This is a genomic window from Streptomyces sp. NPDC096152 (assembly GCF_044763235.1).
Classification (GTDB): domain Bacteria; phylum Actinomycetota; class Actinomycetes; order Streptomycetales; family Streptomycetaceae; genus Streptomyces.
This window is the reverse complement of record NZ_JBIWFW010000009.1, coordinates 150,529-169,422: the sequence shown is the minus strand read 5'-3', so window position 1 is coordinate 169,422 and position 18,894 is coordinate 150,529. Positions and strand designations below refer to the sequence as shown.

Below are 18,894 nucleotides of genomic sequence, written 5' to 3'. Positions count from 1 at the left end.
CTTCTGGTGCTTGGGGGGGCGGGTGGCTCAGACGTGCGGGACCACGGCCACCGGGGCGGCCACGTGGTGCAGTACCGCGTGCGCGACGGCCCCGGTGTGGGCGCCGAGGCGGCCGCCGCCGTCGCGGCGCCCCACCACCACCAGACCGGCGCCGGCGGCGGCGCGCACCAGCTCCGCTCCGGCCCGTCCTTCGACGACGGTCCGGGTCACCGGGACGCCGGGGAACTTCTCGCACCAGGGACGCAGCACCGCGGTGACGGCACGCTCCTCGGCCGCGAGCACCTCGTGCCCGGCCGCCGGGGCCTGCGCGGCGCCGGGGCCCGGGCCGGGACCGGCGGGCGGAGGCGCCCTGAAGACGTGCACGACGCGCAGGCCGGTGTCGCGCCGCCGGGCGGCGTCGAAGGCGAACTCGAGCAGTTCGTCGCAGGGGTGGGCGATGTCCAGGCCGAGGACGACCGCGCGGAACGGCGTCTGCGGGATCTCCTCCGGGGCGACCCCGTCGACGGCCGGCAGGTGCTCGGCGGCGGCGCTCTGCCCGGCCCGCACCAGCACCACCGGACAGGGGGCGCGTCCCACCACGCGATGGGAGACCGAGCCGGTCACGAAGCCCACCACGCTGCCGAGCCCGAGCGAGCCGAGCACCAGCAGCTCCGCCTCACCGGCCGCCTCGAGCAGCGCGGAGACCGGGGTGTCGCGCACCAGGCGCCGGGTGATCTCCAGCCCGGGATGCGCGGCGTGCACGCTGTGCACGGCCTCCTTCAGCACCACCTCGGCCCATCCGCGTTCGCTGGTGCCCAGGGGCACGTACGGCGCCGGGCGGGGGTGCGGGAACCAGGCGTGCACGAGGTTGAGCCCGGCGCCCCGGCGCAGGGCCTCCTGGGCCGCCCAGTGCGCGGCCGCCAGACTTTCGGGGGATCCGTCGATCCCCGCCGTGACGTTCCGAAGCATGACGCCCCTCCCGGGTCCGGGCCCGTGGGCCCTCCTGTGTACCGAGCCTGCGGCGCGAGGCGGCTCGCGCCCAAGGGCCGCACAGTCCTCCCCTGGGTCCTTTGGTCCCGGCCGGCGGGCAGCCCGCGCCCCCGGCCGGGGCCGACCGGCCCCCCGCCCGGGACACCCGGCACCTCCCCGGTCCCGGCGGCCCGGCAGACGCTGGAACGGACAGGGCCCGCAGAGCTGAGGAGCGCAGCGTCATGGTCCGTTACGTGTACGACTTCACGGAGGGCGGCCGTGACCAGGCCGGCCTGCTCGGCGGCAAGGGCTCGAACCTGGCCGAGATGACGCGGCTGGGGCTGCCCGTCCCCCCGGGTTTCACCCTCACCACCGACGCGTGCCGGGTCTTCCTCGCCACCGGGGCCGAACCCGAGGGCATGGCGCGCGAGGTCTCCGAACACCTGGCGGCCGTGGAGAGCGCGGCCGGGCGGCGGCTCGGGCAGCCGGACGACCCGCTGCTGCTGTCGGTGCGCTCCGGAGCACGGTTCTCCATGCCGGGCATGATGGAGACCATCCTCGACATCGGCCTCAACGACGACTCGGTGCTGGGCCTGGCGAAGGTCTCCGGGAACGAGCGCTTCGCCTGGGACTCCTACCGCCGTCTCGTGCAGATGTTCGGCAGCACGGTCATGGGGGTGGACGGCGCCCTGTTCGAGCAGGCCCTCGCCCTGCTGAAGGACCTGCGCGGCGCTCCCGACGACGTGCACCTCGACGCCGTCGACCTGGCCCAGCTGGTGGAGACGTACAAGAACCTGATCCACCTGGAGACGGGCGAGTACTTCCCGCAGTCCCCCGCCGAGCAGCTGCGCCGGGCGATCCTCGCCGTCTTCCGGTCCTGGAACGCCGAGCGGGCCCGGCTGTACCGGCGGCGCGAGCACATCCCCGACGACCTCGGCACCGCGGTCAACGTGCAGCGCATGGTCTTCGGCAACCTCGGCCCCGACTCCGGCAGCGGCGTCGCCTTCACCCGCGACCCGGCCACCGGACGCCCCGGCCTCTACGGCGACTACCTGCAGAACGCCCAGGGCGAGGACGTCGTCTCGGGCATCCGCAACACCGTCTCCCTGGCCGATCTGGAACGCCTGGACCCGCGGTCGTACGCACAACTGCGCGACCACATGGAGACGCTGGAGCGGCACTACCGGGACCTGTGCGACATCGAGTTCACCATCGAACGCGGCACCCTGTGGATGCTGCAGACCCGGGTGGGCAAGCGCACCGCCGAGGCCGCCTTCGCCATCGCCGCCGAGCTGACCGACGAGGGGCTCGTCAGCGCCGACGAGGCCCTGGCACGGGTGAGCGGCGAGGAACTGGCCCGGCTGATGTTCCCGCGCTTCGACTCCACCGCGACCGGTGAGCCGCTCGCCCACGGCATCGCGGCCTCGCCCGGCGCGGCGGTCGGCGCGGCCGTCTTCGACTCCGCCGAGGCGGTACGGCGGGCCGCGGCCGGTGACAGGGTGGTCCTGGTGCGGCAGGAGACCACCCCGGACGACCTGCCCGGCATGGTCGCCGCGCAGGCGGTGCTCACCAGCCGGGGCGGCAAGACCAGTCACGCGGCGGTCGTCGCCCGCGGCATGGGCAAGGTGTGCGTGTGCGGCGCGGAGGAACTCGCCGTCGACACCGGGGCCCGGCGTCTGACCACCCGGGACGGCACCGTCGTCGAGGAGGGCACGGTGCTCTCGGTGGACGGCTCCGCCGGCGCGGTGTACCTGGGCACGGTGCCCCTGGTCGACTCCGCGGTCATCCGTTACCTGGAGGACGGTGCCGTGGACGAGGCCTCGGCGCCGGTGGTCGACGCGGTCGCCCGCGCCCTGGACCGCGCCGACACCGTCAGCCGGCTGGAGGTGCGGGCCAACGCCGACACACCCGAGGACGCCGCCCGGGCGCGGCGGTTCGGGGCCCGCGGCATCGGCCTGTGCCGCACCGAGCACATGTTCCTGGGCGAGCGCCGCAAGCTGGTCGAGGAGATGATCCTGGCCGCCTCGGACGCCGAGCGGGACCGCGCGCTTCAGGCTCTGCTGCCGCTCCAGCGGCAGGACTTCGCCGGGATCCTGGAGGCGATGGACGGCCTGCCGGTCACCATCCGGCTGCTGGACCCGCCGCTGCACGAGTTCCTGCCCGACCGCACCGAGCTGGCCACCCGTATCGCGGCGGCCGAGGCGCGCGGCGACCGGCCCGACCCGCACGACGCCGAACTGCTCGACGCGGTGAACCGGATGCACGAGGAGAACCCGATGCTGGGCCTGCGGGGCGTGCGCCTGGGCCTGGTGGTGCCCGGACTGGTCGCCATGCAGGTGCGCGCCGTCGCCGAGGCCGTGGTGGCCCGCACCCGGGCCGGCGGCGACCCCCGGGCGGAGATCATGGTCCCGCTGGTCGGGGATGTCACGGAGCTGCGGCTGGTGCGCGAGGACGTGACGCGGGTGCTGGCCGAGGTCTCCGAGGAGTCCGGTGTGGCGGTCGGCTTCCCGGTCGGCACCATGATCGAACTGCCCCGGGCGGCACTCACGGCGGGCCGGATCGCCGAGGAGGCGGAGTTCTTCTCCTTCGGCACCAACGACCTGACCCAGACCACCTGGGGCTTCTCCCGCGACGACGTGGAGGCCGCGTTCTTCTCGGCCTACCTCGACAAGGGCGTCTTCCCCGCCTCGCCGTTCGAGACGATCGACCGCGACGGCGTGGGCCGCCTGGTCCGGATAGCCGTCGAGGAGGGCCGCGCCACCCGGCCGGACCTGAAGATCGGCGTCTGCGGCGAGCACGGCGGCGACCCCGAGTCCGTGCACTTCTTCCACGCCGCCGGTCTGGACTACGTCTCCTGCTCGCCGTTCCGGGTGCCGGTGGCGCGTCTGGAGGCCGGCCGGGCCGCTCTGGAGGGAACCGAGGTGAGCGACACCAGGTGAGCGGGACTCCCGGCCCCGGCCCCCGGGTCGGCCGGCCCTGGGGCCGGGGCGGGGACACGCAGCAGTCTTGAGCCGCTGCCCGAACGAGCAGAAGGAGTGGAGAACATGACTGCCAGGGACTTCGGCACCGGCGACGACACCGGCGCCGTGCGGGTGCGGGCCGAGGGCGACGTCGACGAGCAGGCACTCGCGTACCTCCGGGAGAAGGTCGGCGCCGCCCTCGACCGTCCCGGACTGCCGCCCGTCAGCGGCGAGGTGCGGATCGCGCGGGCGGCCGCGCCCCACACCGAGCAGCCCTGGTCGGCCGGGGCCGAGATCCGGGTGGGAAGCGACCTGGTGGTCGTCCGCGCCCGCGAGGCGAGCGCCCGGGAGCTGGCCGACCGGCTGCAGGACCGGCTGCGCAGCCGGACGGACCGGGCCGCCCACCGCTCGGACACCGCCCGCAGGACGGCCACGCCGCCGCCCTGGCGCGGCGGTCCGGAACGCTAGGTCGTGACCGCGACTCGGCAGGGCGGGGAGGGGCGGGTGCCCCTCCCTCTCTGCCTTCCGCTCGAGGAGAACCTGCCGTGACTTCCCAGACCGTCGGCGAAGTGATGACCAGTGAGGTGGTCCACGCCGACCGCAGAACGCCGTTCAAGGAAGTGGTCCGGCTGCTGGACGACAACCGCATCAGCGGGCTGCCCGTGGTCGACCACGACGACAAGGTGCTCGGCGTCATCTCCGGTACCGACCTCATGCGCGAGGCGGCCCGGACCGGCCGGGCGCCGGGCGCGGTCACGGCGCAGGACCTGATGTCGACGCCCGCGATCACCGTGCACCCCGAGCAGCCGGTCCCGGACGCCGCCCGGGTGATGGAGCGGCACGGCATCGAGCGGCTGCCCGTGGTGGACGAGGAGGACCGCCTCATCGGCATCGCCACCCGGCGCGACCTGCTGAGGGTATTCGTGCGGACGGACGACGACATCCGCCGGCAGGTCACCGACGACGTGGTGGCCGGGGAGCTGGGGCTGGCGTCGGAGGCGGTCGCGGTCTCCGTCCGGGACGGCGTCGTCACCCTCGACGGGCGGGTGGAGCTGCGCAGCGACATCGCGCTGGCCCTGCACCTGTCGTGGCGGGTGGACGGCGTCATCGGAGTCGTCAACGACCTGTCGTACCGGGTCGACGACTGCTGACCGGCCGGCCCGTACGCCCGTCTCCGGGGCACCGTCACGCGGGCGCCCGCCCTCCACAGGCCCAGTCCGAACGCCCGTGTCCCGGACCGCCGTGCGGGCGTACGCCCCTCTCCGGGCCCGGCCCGCGCGCACGCCTCCGGGGCCGGGCCGGACGGTCCCCCGGGACCGGGACGGACGGGCTCGGGACGGGACCTTCGGTGTCTGGGGCCGCAATGCCCCCGGCGGGACAGTGGAGTCAGGGAGTGGTACCGATCCCCCGCGGTGCCGCTCCCGTCCGTATGCCGCCGCGGATCCACGGCGACCCCCAGAGTGGAGGCACACCCCCATGACCCGACACGACGCCGGGACCGACACCGCGATCGCCGCCGAGGAGCGCTCCGACAACGCTGTCGCCACCGAGGTGCCCTCCGACACCGCGGTAGCCGTCGACCGGCTGGTCACGGCCGGTCTCAAGGCGCTCGCCGACTACGACGCCCTCACCCAGGAGCAGGTCGACCACATCGTCAGGAAGGCCTCGGTCGCCGCGCTCGACCGGCACACCGCGCTGGCGCGCCTCGCGGTGGAGGAGACCGGCCGCGGGGTGTTCGAGGACAAGGCCGCGAAGAACATGTTCGCCTGCGAGCACGTCACGCACAGCATGGGCCCCATGAGGACCGTCGGGGTCATAGCGCGGGACGACATCGAGGACATGGTCGAGATCGCGGAACCGGTCGGCGTGGTCTGCGCGGTCACACCGGTCACCAACCCGACCTCCACCACGATCTTCAAGGCGCTGCTGGCGCTGAAGACCCGCAACCCGATCGTCTTCGCCTTCCACCCCTCCGCGCAGCGGTGCAGCGCCGAGGCGGCGAGGACCGTGCGCGACGCCGCCGTCGCCGCGGGCGCTCCCGAGCACTGCGTGCAGTGGATCGAGTCCCCGTCCGTGGAGGCCACGCGCGTCCTCATGCACCACCCGGGGGTCTCGCTGATCCTGGCCACCGGCGGCAACGCGATGGTCAGGGCCGCCTACTCCGCGGGCAAGCCGGCCCTCGGCGTCGGCGCCGGGAACGTGCCGGCGTACGTCCACCGCGACGCCAGGCTCCGCCGGGCCGTCAACGACCTGGTGCTGTCCAAGTCCTTCGACAACGGCATGATCTGCGCCTCCGAACAGGCCGTCATCCTCGACTCCGGCATCTACGACGCGGCACTGGCCGAGTTCCGGGCCCTGCACGCCCATCTGGCCACCGCCGAGGAGAAGGCGAAGCTGGAAAGCTTCCTCTTCCCCGCCGCCGGTCCCGCCGGCGGCGGCTGCGAGCCACGGGTCAACTCGGCCGCCGTGGGCCGCAGTCCGGCCTGGATCGCCGAACAGGCCGGATTCTCCGTGCCGGAGGACACCTCGGTCATCCTGGTGGAGGCCGAACGGGTCGGCCCGGACGAGCCGTTGACCCGGGAGAAGCTCTGCCCCGTGCTGGCGGTGCTGCGGGCCGAGGACGAGCGGCGGGGCTTCGACCTGGCCGCCGACATGGTCGCCTTCCACGGCCAGGGCCACAGCGCCGTCATCCACACCGAGGACCCGGAGCTGGCGGAGGCGTACGGCCGGCGCATGAAGACGGTGCGGGTCATCGTCAACGCGCCGTCCTCGCAGGGCGCGATCGGCGGCATCTACAACAGCCTGCTGCCGTCGCTGACCCTGGGCTGCGGCTCCTGGGGCAGCACCTCGGTGTCCAACAACGTCTCGGCCGCCCAGCTGCTGAACGTCAAGCGGGTCGGCACCCGCCGCAACAACCTCCAGTGGTTCAAGGTGCCGCCGAAGATCTACTTCGAGCCGCAGTCCCTCCGCTACCTGGCCTCCATGCCCGACGTGCACCGCGTCACGATCGTCACCGACGCGACGATGACCCGCCTCGGCTTCGTCGACCGCGTCAACCGCGTGCTGCAACGACGGCACGAGCCGGTCACCGTCCAGGTGATCGACAACGTGGAGCCGGAGCCCAGCATCGACTCCGTACGGCGGGGCGCGCGGCTGATGGGCGACTTCCGGCCGGACACGATCATCGCGCTGGGCGGCGGCTCGCCCATGGACGCGGCGAAGGTGATGTGGCTGCTGTACGAGCAGCAGGCCGCGGGCCACGACATCGACTTCGCGGACATGCGGCACAAGTTCTCCGACATCCGCAAGCGCGCCTTCCGCTTCCCCACGCCGGGTGCGCTGGCCCGGCTGGTGTGCGTGCCCACCACCTCCGGCACCGGCGCGGAGGTCACCCCGTTCGCCGTCATCTCCGACCCCGCGAGCGGCAAGAAGTACCCGCTGGCCGACTACGCGCTCACCCCGAGCGTGGCGATCGTCGACCCGCTGCTCACCACCGCGCTGCCCCCGGCGCTGGCCGCGGACAGCGGCTTCGACGCGCTCACGCACGCCGTCGAGGCGTACGTCTCCGTCTACGCCAACGACTTCACCGACGGGCTCGCCCTGCACGCGATCCGCCTGATCTTCGGCAACATCGAGGCCGCGGTGACCGACCGGGCCGGCCGGCCCGAGGCCCGGGAGAAGATGCACAACGCGGGCACCATCGCGGGCATGGCCTTCGGCAACGCCTTCCTCGGCATCGTCCACGCCATGTCGCACACCCTCGGCGCCACCTTCCACGTCGCGCACGGCCGCACCAACGCGATCCTGCTGCCGCACGTCATCCGCTACAACGGCACGGTCCCGACGAAGCTGACGGGCTGGCCCAAGTACGAGGACTACCGTGCCCCGCAACGCTTCCAGGAGATCGCCGGAGCCCTGGGCCTGCCCGCCGCGACCCCGGAGGAGGGCGTGGAGTCCCTGGCCCGCGCGGTGGAGGAACTGCGGGACGCCGTCGGGATCGAGCCGGCGTTCCGGGACCTCGGCATCGACGAGCGGTCCTTCCTTGCGGCACTCCCCCAGCAGGCGCTCAACGCCTACGAGGACCAGTGCGCGCCCGCCAACCCGCGGATGCCGATGCTCGCCGACATGGAGGGGCTGATGCGCGCGGCCTACTACGGCTGAGGGGCGGCCGGGCGGCAGCGCCGTCCCGCTGTGGCGCCGCGATCTTCCGGATGTCCTCCCGGAGGTCTCTCGAAGCGGCGTCCTCCCCGAAGCGAAGAAGCCGGGCCAGGTCCTTCCGGCCCTGGCCCGGCTTCTTCGTGGTCTGCGTGTTCTGCGTGTTCTTCGTGCGGCGCGGCGCGGGACGGACGTCCCGGAGGACCGCCGCCTGCTGTCCGTGGCCGCGGCGGCGGCCGTCGGGGTCAGTCGTGCGGGACGACCGCGACCGGCGCCGCGGCGTGGTGGAGGACCGCGTCGGTGACGGGCCCGATGTGCGCGCCGAGCGCGGCCTGGCGCCCGGCCCGCCCGACGACGAGCAGGGCGGCGTGCCGGGAGGCGTCCACCAGGTGCGAGCCCGCCCGGCCGACCACGGCCTGCGCGGTCACCGGCACGCCGGGGAACTTCCGCTGCCAGGGGCGCAGCACGTCGGCCGGCGCCCCTTCCAGGGGTGCGGGGGCGGCGGCGAGGTCGTCCGCCCGCGGGAAGCCCTCGGCGGAGTGCTCCGCCGCCGGGGTCCGTCCGTGGATCACCCGCAGACCGGTGCCGCGCCGCGCGGCGGCGTCGAAGGCGAACGCGAGGACGGTGTCGTCGGGCCGGTCCGGATCCACCCCGACCACCACGTCGCCGTCCGGCACCGGTTCGCCGGTTACGGCGAGGGAGTCGTCCTCGGCCGGCTCGGCGGAGCCGTCGGACCGGACCAGGACGACCGGGTGCTCGGTCCGGGCGACCACGGCGCGGCTGACGGAGCCGAGCAGGAGGCCGGCGGTCCTGGTCCGGCCGCGCGATCCGAGCACGAGCAGTTCGGCCTCGGAGGCGGCGGCCACCAGCGCCGTCGCGGGGTCCCCGGAGACGCGGGCGGTGTCGATCCGCAGCTCCGGGTGACGGCGCGCGAGGGACGCCCGGGCCTCGGCCAGCAGCCGCTCGGACCAGTCCGGGTCCGGCGGCACGGCCACCCCGGCCAGGGTGGCGTACGGAGTGGGAATGTGGTCCCAGGCGTGCACGAGACGCAGGGGGACACCGCGCAGCAGGGCTTCGCGGGCGGCCCAGTCGGCCGCCGCGGAGCCGGCCCGGCTGCCGTCCAGGCCGGCGACGACGGGCAGGGCAGAGGTGGGGGACATGGAAGCTGACCTCCTTCAGGGTCTGGCTCCACTGTGGTGATCGACGGCCTGTGACAGCAGGGACCAGAGGTCCTTCCCGGGGCGCCGACCGGCCGTCGAAAGAGTGTTCGCCGTCACCGGATACGCTCCAGGGGTACCCTCGGTGCTCGGCACCGGCCCGGGACGTTCCCGGTCACCGCGGCCCCGCGACGAGTCGGAGATGGTCGACGCGGACCCGAAAGGGGACGTACAGTACCCCTCGGGGTATTTTGCGAGGAGTGGACGTGGACCTGGAACTCGAGGGCGCCGACCTGAAGGCCGTACTGAATCGGCTGCGTCGCGCGCAGGGCCAGATCTCCGGGGTGATCCGGATGATCGAGGAGGGCCGGGACTGCGAAGAGGTCGTGACGCAACTCGCCGCCGCCTCGCGGGCGCTGGACCGCGCCGGTTTCGCGATCATCGCGACCGGCCTGCAGAAGTGTGTGGCGGACATCGAGGCCGGGCGGACGAACGGCGCCGACGCCACCCAGATGCGCGCCCGGATGGAGAAGCTCTTCCTGTCGCTGGCCTGAGCCCGGACGGAGAGGCTCTTCCTGACGCCGCCCTGAGCCCGGGCGGCGCGCGCAGTGCCGCGTCGGCCGCCCGTGGCACGGGTCACGCGATCGTGCCGTCCTCGCCGCGCTGGTCCACCACGGGCAGTCCGGCCCGCACCCAGTCCCGCATCCCGCCGACGACGTCGACGGCGGCGGCGCCGCGGGCGGTCAGCAGCGCGGCGGCCTTCCGGGAGCGCTGACCGGAGCGGCAGATGACCACCAGCGGGCGGCCGCCCGTCCCGGGCGGCAGGGGCGCGCCCGCGGCGAGCGCGGACAGCGGCAGGTGCGTCGCTCCGGGGGCGTGGCCGGAGCGCCACTCGTGCCCTTCCCGCACGTCCAGGAGCACGGACCCGCCCGGCGCCGCGGGCGCGCCGCCGCGGCCGGCCGGTGTGTGACCGGTGCGCTCGGCGGCCTCGCGCGCGGTGACCCTGCCGGGGCCCCGACGGAACAGGCGCATCGGCACGTGCCTTCCCCCTTCTCCCGGTGCCTTCCGGCTCGGCACTGTACCCCCAGGGGTATTCTGGTGCAGCGGGCCGCCCCCTGGGAAGGCCGCCCCGCGAGACATTTCGGCCGTCCCGCGGAGGCCGCGACGTCACCTCTCGCCGGAGCGGACCACGGCGACGGGACGGTGGGCGTGGTGCAGGACGGCCTGGCTGACCGATCCCAGCAGCAGGCCCGCGAAGCCGCCCCGGCCGCGGGCACCGACCACGACGAGCCGGGCATCGGCGCTCGCGTCGACCAGGGTGGCGCGGATCCGGCCCCGGACCAGCCGGCGGTGCACGGTGACCTCCGGGTACCGCTCCTGGTGGCCGGAGACCGCCTCGGCCAGGACGCGCTCCTCCTCCGCGCGCAGGCGTTCCTCGTCGTACGTCATGAAGCGCCGGGACCGTCGTAGGCCCGCTCGGTCCAGGTGTTCCAGACGTGCAGGGCCACCAGGTCGGCACCGTGCAGGGAGGCCTCGGCGAAGGCGAACTCCGCGGCGCCCTCGGCCGCCGGGGAGCCGTCGACCGCCAGCAGGACGGGACCCGTGGCGTCCGGCAGGCCCCGCACCACGAGGACCGGGCAGTGGCCGTGGGCGGCCAGGTGCACGGCGGTGGAGCCGAGCAGCAGGCTGCCGAAGGCGTTCAGGCCGCGGCTGCCGACCACTGCGAGCGAGGCCGTGCGCGACTCCAGTTCCAGGACCATCAGCGGCTCGCCGACGGTCACCTCCCGCGTCAGCTCCACCCCCGGCGCCGCCCGGCGGGCCCGCTCCTCGGCGGCGCCGAGCGTGCCGTCCACCAGGTCGCGCACCCCCGCCGCGGCCGGGTTCCAGGGCGTGCCGCCCGGCGGCACATGGAGCGACGGCCAGCCGAAGGCGTGCACCACGCGCAGCCCCACACCACGCAGCGCGGCCTCCCGCACCGCCACCTCCACCGCGTCCAGGCTCGACGGCGAACCGTCCACCCCGACCACCACCGGGTCCGCCATGACGGCACCTCCTTCCCGCCCAGCGTCCGTCACAGCGCCAGGGCCCGCACGGGGAGCCGGGCGCTCTCCGCCGCGGTCACGGGGGTGCGGCCCGGGACGCCCCTCACAGGGGCCGGACGGGGACACGGCGCGTGCCATCCGGCCCTGGATCCGGCACGCGGGCCGCCGGGACCCTGGAGGAGAGACCGCCGCGAGGCCGCCCCGGACGCTCCGCACCGGAAGCCGCGTCGGACCGTCCGGCCGGTCCCCACCGCTGCCCACAGGAGGTGCGCGCCATGACCGGACCCGTCGCCGCCGCAGCCGACGGCGTTGCCGCGCGGGTGACGGCCGTCCTCCGTGCCCGGGCCGGGCGGCGGCTGCGATGAGGACCGCCGTGCGCCGCACCGAGCCGGAGCAGCAGGTCCCCCGCCCCGCCTCGGTGCTGACCCCGTCCTCCTGGCTCGAACCGGTCCTCCTGGCCGTCACGACCGCGGCCCTGGCGGCCGGCGGCGTCTTCTGGCTGCTCGGCCAGAGCAGCCGGGCCGACCTGTGCTGGGCGCTCGGCACGATCGCCGCCGTCGGACCCGCCGTGGGGTGGGTGCTGGGAGCGCTGCGGCAGGGCCGCGCCGGGGTGGATCTCATCGCGGTGCTGGCGCTCGGCGGCACGCTCGCGGTCGGCGAGTACCTGGCCGGCGCTCTGATCGCCCTGATGCTCGCCACCGGCCGCGCCCTGGAGGCCGCGGCCCAGCAGCGGGCGTCCCACGACCTGCGGGCCCTGCTGGAGCACGCCCCGCGCACCGCCCGGCGGCGCGCCGACGGCGAGGTCCGCACGGTGCCACTCGCCGAGGTCGCCGTCGGCGACCTGCTCGTCGTCGGGCCCGGAGAGGTCGTCCCGGTCGACGGCCTGGTGGTGGGCGCCACGGCGGTGCTCGACGAGTCGGTGCTCACCGGGGAGTCCGCGCCCGTGGAGCGGGTGCACGGCCAGACGGTGCGCAGCGGCGTGGTCAACGCGGGCAGCGCCTTCGAGCTGCGCGCGACGGCGACCGAGCAGGACAGCACGTACGCCGAGATCGTACGGCTGGCCCAGCAGGCGGGCGCCGAGTCGGCGCCCGTGGTGCGGCTGGCCGACCGCTACGCGGCCTGGTTCCTGCCGCTGTCCGTGGCGACCGCCGGCCTGGCCTGGCTGCTCAGCGGCTCCGCGGTGCGGGCGGTCGCGGTGCTGGTGGTCGCCACGCCGTGCCCGCTGCTGCTCGCCGCGCCGGTGGCCATCGTCTCCGGCCTGTCCCGGGCGTCCCGCCTCGGCGTGGTGGTCCGCGACGGCGGCGCCCTGGAGAACCTCGGGCGGGCCCGGACCCTGCTGCTCGACAAGACCGGCACGCTCACCGGTGGCCGCCCGCGCGTGCTCGACGTGTCCGCGGCGCCCGGCTGGAAGCCCGCCGACGTGCTGCGCCTGGCGGCGACGGTCGACCAGTACTCGCCGCACGTCCTGGCGCACGCCATCGTCGACGCGGCCCGGGAGCGCGGGCTGGAGCCGGCCGAGGTGACGGACGTGGCGGAGGAGGCGGGCCGGGGGGCCCGCGGAGTCGTCGAGGGCCGGCCGACCACCGTGGGCCGTCTGGAACCCGGCGTCCAGCCTCCGGCGTGGGCCCGGACCGTCGAGAACCGGGCCCTGCTGGACGGCGCCGCCGTCGCCTGGCTCACCGTGGACGGCGTGCCCATGGGCGCCGTCCTCCTGCGCGACCCGATCCGCCACGACGCGCCCCGGACGCTGCGCCGTCTGCGGTCCGCGGGCATGGAGCGGATCGTGATGCTCACCGGCGACCGGCCCGAGCCCGCCCGCGAGGTCGCCGCCGTCCTCGGTCTGGACGACGTACGCGCCGAACTCGCCCCGGCCGACAAGGTGGCCGCCGTCCGCGCCGAGCGGGAGCGCGCGGTCACGGTGATGGTGGGCGACGGCGTCAACGACGCGCCCGCCCTGGCCGCGGCGACCGTGGGGGTGGCGATGGGAGCACGCGGTTCCACCGCCTCCTCCGAGGCCGCCGACATCGTCCTGACCACGGACCGGGTGGACCCGCTGGCCGACGCCGTCGCCATCGCCGTCCGCGCCCGGCGCATCGCCGTGCAGAGCGCTCTCGGCGGCATGGTGATGTCCCTGGCGGCGATGGCCGCGGCGGCCGTGGGACTCCTGCCGCCCGCCGTGGGAGCCCTGCTTCAGGAGGGCATCGACGTGGCCGTCATCCTCAACGCGCTGCGGGCCCTGCGGGTCGACCAGGCGGCCCGGCCCACCCTGGAACCCGCCACGGAGGCCCTGATCCGGCGCTTCGCCGCCGAACACGACGACCTCCAGGACGTCCTGGAGGCCGTACGCGGCGCCGCGGCGCAGCTCGCCGACGGCGGCGGCGCGCAGGCGCTCGCCTCGGTCCGCGAGGTGCACCGGCTGCTCACCGAGCGGCTGCTGCCCCACGAGTACGCCGAGGAGCACCAGTTGTACCCGGCGCTGATGCCCACCCTCGGCGGGCCCGAGGCGACGGCCACCATGAGCCGCGCCCACGCGGAGATCGAACGGCTGGCCCGGCGCATCGCCACCCATCTCACGCTCGCGGACGCGGACGGCGGGCTCGCACCGGAGCAGCTGGAGGACCTGCGGGCCTGCCTGTACGGCCTGCACACCGTGCTCCGGCTGCACTTCACCCAGGAGGAGGAGAACTACTTCTCCCTCGCTCCCTGAGGGGTGACGCCCGGCCGGTCCGGCGGGATGACGCCCGGTCAACTCCCGGCGTGGTAAGGCCTGTCCGATCTGCCACAGGTGCCTCGCGCGGTGGGCCGGTCGGTCGGCGTGGCCCGCCGGACGGCCCGGCGGCAGTGCCGACCGGTCCCTGGAGGGCGGCCTCGCCCGGCGCTTCGCTGGAGGTGTGGGAGGAGGATGCCATGAACAGTGTGACTTCGGCTCCGCGCGCTCGCGGGCGGCGTCCATGGGTGTGCACCGCGGCGCTGACACTGCCGCTCCTCGTCGTCGGCGCGTGCGGTACGGGCACGGGTCCCGGCGGGCAGGACGGCGGCCGGTCGGCCGGCTCGGCCACCGGGACGCCGGGAGGGACCTCCGGGGGGACCTCGACAGATCCGTCGGCGAGCGCTTCCGGAGCGCCCGCACCGTCCGTCGGCGGCCACCCCGGAGGCACGGGACCCGGAACAGGGACATTCACCGGACCGGCCCGGCCCCCGGCCGGCGGTGGGGCGGCGGGCGGGGCGCGCGGTGTCCGCACCGGCGTGTACTTCCTGCACGGCGAGCAGGTCTCGCCCGCCCCGCGCACCGTGACCGCCCCGGCCACCGCCGCCGATGCCGTCCGGGCCCTGCTGGCCGGGCCCGGCCGCTACGAACGGGCGCACGGCCGCACCACGGCCATCCCGTCCGGGACCGCGCTGCGCTCCGTCGTGATCCGCGACCGCGTCGCCACCGTCGACCTGTCCGGCCGGTACGACGACGGCGGCGGCGGCAGCCTGTCCTTGCGGGCGCGGCTCGCGCAGGTCGTGTTCACGGTCACCCGCTTCCCCGGCGTGCGGAAGGTGCGGTTCGCGCTCGACGGCACGCCGGTGCGGCACTTCGGCGGGGAGGGCGTCGTGCTCAACGGGCCCGTGGGGCGGGCCGACTTCGAGGATCTCGCCCCGGCAGTCCTGATGGAGTCGCCGATGACCGGCGACTCCGTCGGCAGTCCGCTCCGGGTGCGGGGCAGCGCCGACACCTTCGAGGCCGTCTTCCGGCTGAGGGTCACCGACACCACCGGCCGCACCGCCGCCGACGTCATGGTGCGCGCCACGTCGGGCACCGGCACCCGCGGCACCTTCGACGTGACGTTCCCCTGCAAGGCCGTCCGCACCGGCCCCGGCCTGCTGAAGGCGTACTTCCTCTCGCCCGCGGACGGCAGGCCGGTGACCGTCGACACCGTGCCGCTGACCGTGCGGCGCTGACCGCCGGACCCGTGGCGGCGCCTCCCGGGCGGTGCCGCCGCCGTGCGCCGGCGCCTCGCCCGTGCCGTGGAGGTCACAGCACTAGCGCAGCGCCTCCGTGAGCGGGCGCCGGGGCAGCGGCCGGGCGCCGGGCGCGTAGCCGAGGCGGAGGATCATCTGCGGGAACTCGCCCGCGCTGAGCGTCTGCCGCACCTGCTCGCGCAGCCAGGGAAGTTCGAGGGGCTGGGTGTGGAAGGCCGCCATGACGTCCCGGGCGGCCGCGAACAGCATGATCCGTTCGAGGGCCTGACCGGCTCTCAGCCAGGCCGACCGGTCGTCCCGGTCCGTGCCCAGGACGGCGACCAGCCCGGTGCGGGCGGGCCACCGGCGGGGCGGGGTGGGGAACATGCGGGTGAGGCCCGCGTAGTCCCGTCCCGCGGGTCCGCCGCTGCCGGGGGCTTCGGCGCCGCTGTCACCGCCGGTGGGCCGGCCGCCGCTGCCGCCCTCGGGGGGCCGGCCGCCGGCACCGCTGTCGGGGGGCCCGCCGGCCGCGCCGGCCGGGATCCCCTCGCGCCGCGGGTGCCCCAGGCGCCAGGTCCACAGCGCCTGTTCGGGGTGGTGCGCGGGGTCGGTGCGGTGCACGTCCTGGCCGGCCCGTACCAGCTCGGCCAGGTGCCGGCGGCTCGTGCTGTCGTCGACGAGGTGCAGCCCGGCGCTCTCTCCGTGGGCCTGCACGCTCAGCGCGTCGACCAGGTGGGAGGGCAGCGGGTCGGTGAGGAACGGCCCGCGCACGGTGTGGCGCCGGCGCAGGGCGGCGTACATGCCCTGCTCCTCGGAGGTGGCCTCGGCGTAGGCCCCCCAGGTGACCCGGGCGAGGAAGGCCGGGTCCCGGGGGTCGGGGAAGGGCTGGACGACAGGCTTGAAGCCCAGGTGCCGCATGGCGAGCCGGACGTTGAACAGGGCCGCGCCACAGCTGATCACCATCTCCCGGCCGAAGGGGTCGGTGAGCAGCAGCCGCCGGTCGACGTCGGCGTGCAGCTCGATGGCCCGGTCCCCGTTCGCGACGAAGAGCCAGGGCTGGGTGTCGTGGACCGAGGGTGCGGTGACGGCCGCGCGGACGAGGTAGGTGCTGGCGTGGCTGGGGCGTGCGCTGGCGACGGACATGAGCGAAGCCGCCCTTCTGGTGCGTCCTCCTTTCATGGTCGGCCCGCGCCGGGCCCGGTGGCATGGGCCGCTCGACCCCCTCCCGGGCCGAGGGGCCTTTCGGCCCGGGAGCCCCGGCGCGGTCCGGAGGGGCCGTTCGGCTCTGGTGCCGCCGGGTGCGGGGGCGCAGGGTGAGGAAAGGGAGCGACGCTCGTACGGGAGTGATCATCATGGAAGCCAAGCAGTGGACCGTGCAGATCTTCATCACCGAGGACGGCGACGACACACACGCGCGAGCCGTGCTCACCACCCGCGACACCGCGACCGTCACCGGACGCGGGGCGGCCCGGCGCAACCCGATCGACCGGCCGATCCCCGAGATCGGCGACGAACTGGCGGTCAGCAGGGCTCTGGAGGACCTCTCCGTCCGGCTGCACGACGTGGCGGCCGACGACATCGTGGAGCTGGCCGGACCCGTGGACGCGGGCTCCGTGCAGGCATGACGGTCCCCGCCGGTCCGGGCGGGAGTCCCGTGCAGGCATGACGGAGCCCGCCGGTCCGGGCGGGAGGCGCACTCGCGTACGCGGGCACAGGACGGCGCGTCACCTCACCGGGTGACGCGCCGTCCTGTGCCGCGCTCCGCCGCGCCCCGGGGCCGTCAGTCGTGCGGCACCAGCGCGACCGGGCGGGTGACGTGATGGATCAGGGCGTGGGCGACCGGGCCGGTGTGCGAGCCGACCGCGGCGTGCCTCCTGCGCCGGCCCACCACCAGCAGCCCCGCCCCGGCCGCGGCCCGTACGAGCTCGTGGGCCGGCCGTCCCTCGTGGAGGGTCTCCTCGACGAACACGGACGGGAACTTCGGCCGCCACGGCTCGACCAGGGCCGTGAGCTCCCGCTCCGCCTCCTGCCGGATCCGGGCCCGGTGCCCGGCGTCCGGGAGGCCCTCGGTGAACGGGACGTGCCAGGCGTGGACGACGCGCAGCGGTGCCCGGCGCAGCTCGGCGGCGCGGAAGGCGAACTCCAGGACGTCGTCGCACGGTCCGCCGACGTCGACGGCGACCGCGACGTCCCGCAGGGGCGTGCGCACCGACGGATTCCCGGTGCCGTCCGGCAGGTGTTCGGACTCCGCGGTCTCCTCGGCGCGGACCAGGACGACCGGCCGGTCGGCGTGCGCCACGGTGGACATCGCGACCGACCCCGCGACGAACCCGCCGACCGAGCCGAGTCCCTGGCTGCCGAGAACCAGCAGCTCGGCGTGCTCCGCCTCGTCGAGGAGGGCGGGACCGGGCTGCCTGCGCACCTGCTCGGCCGCGATGGAGAGCTGCGGGTACAGCTCGCTCAACTGGTCGGCGGCGGCGCGCAGCACCCGGCGTGCCTGGAACTGCGGCACCCGCACCTCGGGCAGGCCCGCGGCGGCGTCCCGGTCGGGCAGCCCCTCCCAGGCGTGCACCAGCCGGAGCGGCAGTCCCCGGCGCAGGGCCTCTCTCGCCGCCCAGTGGGCCGCGGCGAGGCTCTCGCGGGAACCGTCCAGACCGGCCACGACCGGCTTCGGCATGACCGTCACCTCCCATGGTCCCTGTGGCGGCACGGGGGCCGGCGGGCTCCCGCCGGCTTTCGCCGCGGCCCGTGCGGATGCGGCTCAGAAGTGCGGTACGACGGCGACGGGGCAGCCGACGTGGTGGATCGCGGCGTGGGTGACCGGGCCGGTGCGCGGGCCCACGGGCCGCTCGACGAGGCGGTGGCCGACGACCAGGAGCCCGGCTCCGGTGGCCGCCCGCATGAGGGCGCCGGCCGGCCGGTCCTCCACCACCGTCTGCCGGACCTCCACCTCCGGGTACTTCTCCCGCCACACCTGCAGGAGGGCGGTGAGGAACCCCAGCCACTCCTCGGCCTGCTGCGGGTCGCTCATCAGGCCGACGTCGCCGGGCCCGAGGGCGATGGGGCTGGGCGCCTGCCAGGCGTACAGGGCCCTCAGCGGCGCGCGGCGCAGCCGGGCCTGCTCGAAGGCGAACTCCACGACCTCGTCGCAGGGGTCGCCGACGTCGACGCCGAGCACCACGTCCCGGTATCCGGTGCTGACGGAGGCGCTGCCGTCGTCCGCCGGAAGGTGCTCGTCCGCCGCCTCCTCCCCGGCCCGTACGAGGACGACGGGGCGCACCGACCTGGCCACCACGCCGAGGGCCACCGAGCCCACGACGAACCCGGTGAAGCCGCTCAGCCCGCGGGAGCCGAGCACCAGCAGCTCGGCCTGCTCGGCCGCCTTCAGCAGGGCCGCGGTGGCCGGGCCCTCGGCCTGCTCGGTGTACACGTGCGGCGGGCCGGGGCAGGCCCGGCGGACCTGCCGTTCGGCCTCGCGCAGGACGCGGGCCGCCAGATGCCGCTGGGCCGCGTCGGCGGTCGCCCCCTCCCCCTCGCGGGGGTGCCAGCTGCGGGCGTGGAACAGCAGCAGCGGCCGGTCGCGCCGCACGGCCTCGCGGGCCGCCCACTCCGCGGCGGACAGGCTCTCCGCGGAACCGTCGACTCCTGCGACAACGGGCGGAAGCATGACGCCCACCTCCTGAGCTC

The 18,894-nt window shown here is 75.5% G+C and carries 14 protein-coding genes and 1 pseudogene; 8 read left to right on the top strand and 7 right to left on the bottom strand.

What is annotated here, in order from left to right:
- Positions 1-27: 27 nt before the first annotated feature.
- Positions 28-948 carry a universal stress protein gene (locus ACIQ9G_RS28920; protein ID WP_403615217.1) on the bottom strand — a complete coding sequence of 307 codons (921 nt, stop codon included), beginning with the start codon at positions 946-948 and terminating at the stop codon, positions 28-30.
- Positions 949-1,190: 242 nt separating this feature from the next.
- On the opposite strand from ACIQ9G_RS28920, the gene ppdK reads away from it, so the two are divergent.
- The 4 genes from ppdK to adhE all read left to right on the top strand — a co-directional run bounded on the left by ppdK (position 1,191) and on the right by adhE (position 8,069).
- The gene (gene ppdK, locus ACIQ9G_RS28915) at positions 1,191-3,887 is read left to right on the top strand and encodes a pyruvate, phosphate dikinase (protein WP_403615214.1); all 2,697 of its coding nucleotides are present in this window, start codon (positions 1,191-1,193) and stop codon (positions 3,885-3,887) included.
- A 105-nt stretch (positions 3,888-3,992) separates the two neighbouring features.
- Positions 3,993-4,376 carry a hypothetical protein gene (locus tag ACIQ9G_RS28910; RefSeq protein WP_403615212.1) on the top strand — a complete coding sequence of 128 codons (384 nt, stop codon included), beginning with the start codon at positions 3,993-3,995 and terminating at the stop codon, positions 4,374-4,376.
- A gap of 77 nt (positions 4,377-4,453) precedes the next feature.
- On the top strand, positions 4,454-5,059 hold the full coding sequence (locus ACIQ9G_RS28905) for a CBS domain-containing protein (RefSeq protein ID WP_403615209.1): 606 nt from the start codon (positions 4,454-4,456) through the stop codon (positions 5,057-5,059).
- Between the two features lie 325 nt (positions 5,060-5,384).
- Positions 5,385-8,069: a bifunctional acetaldehyde-CoA/alcohol dehydrogenase gene (gene adhE / locus ACIQ9G_RS28900; RefSeq protein WP_403615207.1), complete on the top strand. Its 2,685-nt coding sequence runs from the start codon at positions 5,385-5,387 to the stop codon at positions 8,067-8,069.
- A gap of 239 nt (positions 8,070-8,308) precedes the next feature.
- On the opposite strand, the gene ACIQ9G_RS28895 is transcribed toward adhE, so the two are convergent.
- Positions 8,309-9,223 (bottom strand): universal stress protein, encoded by a 915-nt coding sequence (locus ACIQ9G_RS28895; RefSeq protein WP_403615204.1) that lies wholly within the window; start codon positions 9,221-9,223, stop codon positions 8,309-8,311.
- A gap of 263 nt (positions 9,224-9,486) precedes the next feature.
- Here ACIQ9G_RS28895 and ACIQ9G_RS28890 point away from each other — a divergent pair, with 263 nt between their 5' ends.
- A complete protein-coding gene (locus tag ACIQ9G_RS28890) occupies positions 9,487-9,774 on the top strand; it encodes a metal-sensitive transcriptional regulator (RefSeq protein WP_392191354.1) in 288 nt (95 codons plus the stop codon).
- A gap of 82 nt (positions 9,775-9,856) precedes the next feature.
- On the opposite strand, the gene ACIQ9G_RS28885 is transcribed toward ACIQ9G_RS28890, so the two are convergent.
- Both ACIQ9G_RS28885 and ACIQ9G_RS28880 read right to left on the bottom strand, forming a co-directional pair.
- Positions 9,857-10,252, bottom strand: a complete 396-nt coding sequence (locus ACIQ9G_RS28885; RefSeq protein ID WP_403615201.1) for a rhodanese-like domain-containing protein — start codon at positions 10,250-10,252, stop codon at positions 9,857-9,859.
- Positions 10,253-10,387: 135 nt separating this feature from the next.
- Positions 10,388-11,262: pseudogene (locus ACIQ9G_RS28880) on the bottom strand (universal stress protein).
- Positions 11,263-11,680: 418 nt separating this feature from the next.
- On the opposite strand from ACIQ9G_RS28880, the gene ACIQ9G_RS28875 reads away from it, so the two are divergent.
- Both ACIQ9G_RS28875 and ACIQ9G_RS28870 read left to right on the top strand, forming a co-directional pair.
- Entirely contained in the window at positions 11,681-13,969 is a 2,289-nt protein-coding gene (locus ACIQ9G_RS28875) for a heavy metal translocating P-type ATPase (RefSeq protein ID WP_403615861.1), read from the top strand.
- 539 nt (positions 13,970-14,508) lie between these two features.
- The gene (locus tag ACIQ9G_RS28870; protein ID WP_403615199.1) at positions 14,509-15,207 is read left to right on the top strand and encodes a GerMN domain-containing protein; all 699 of its coding nucleotides are present in this window, start codon (positions 14,509-14,511) and stop codon (positions 15,205-15,207) included.
- A gap of 81 nt (positions 15,208-15,288) precedes the next feature.
- Here ACIQ9G_RS28870 and ACIQ9G_RS28865 read toward each other — a convergent pair whose 3' ends face one another.
- Complete coding sequence (locus ACIQ9G_RS28865; protein ID WP_403615197.1) at positions 15,289-16,350, bottom strand: Acg family FMN-binding oxidoreductase; 1,062 nt, start codon at positions 16,348-16,350, stop codon at positions 15,289-15,291.
- A 209-nt stretch (positions 16,351-16,559) separates the two neighbouring features.
- Here ACIQ9G_RS28865 and ACIQ9G_RS28860 point away from each other — a divergent pair, with 209 nt between their 5' ends.
- On the top strand, positions 16,560-16,832 hold the full coding sequence (locus ACIQ9G_RS28860) for a DUF1876 domain-containing protein (RefSeq protein WP_403615195.1): 273 nt from the start codon (positions 16,560-16,562) through the stop codon (positions 16,830-16,832).
- A gap of 155 nt (positions 16,833-16,987) precedes the next feature.
- Here the strand turns inward: ACIQ9G_RS28860 and ACIQ9G_RS28855 are convergent, their stop codons facing one another.
- Both ACIQ9G_RS28855 and ACIQ9G_RS28850 read right to left on the bottom strand, forming a co-directional pair.
- Complete coding sequence (locus ACIQ9G_RS28855) at positions 16,988-17,884, bottom strand: universal stress protein (protein WP_403615192.1); 897 nt, start codon at positions 17,882-17,884, stop codon at positions 16,988-16,990.
- An 84-nt stretch (positions 17,885-17,968) separates the two neighbouring features.
- Entirely contained in the window at positions 17,969-18,874 is a 906-nt protein-coding gene (locus ACIQ9G_RS28850; RefSeq protein WP_403615190.1) for a universal stress protein, read from the bottom strand.
- Between the last annotated feature and the right edge of the window lie 20 nt (positions 18,875-18,894).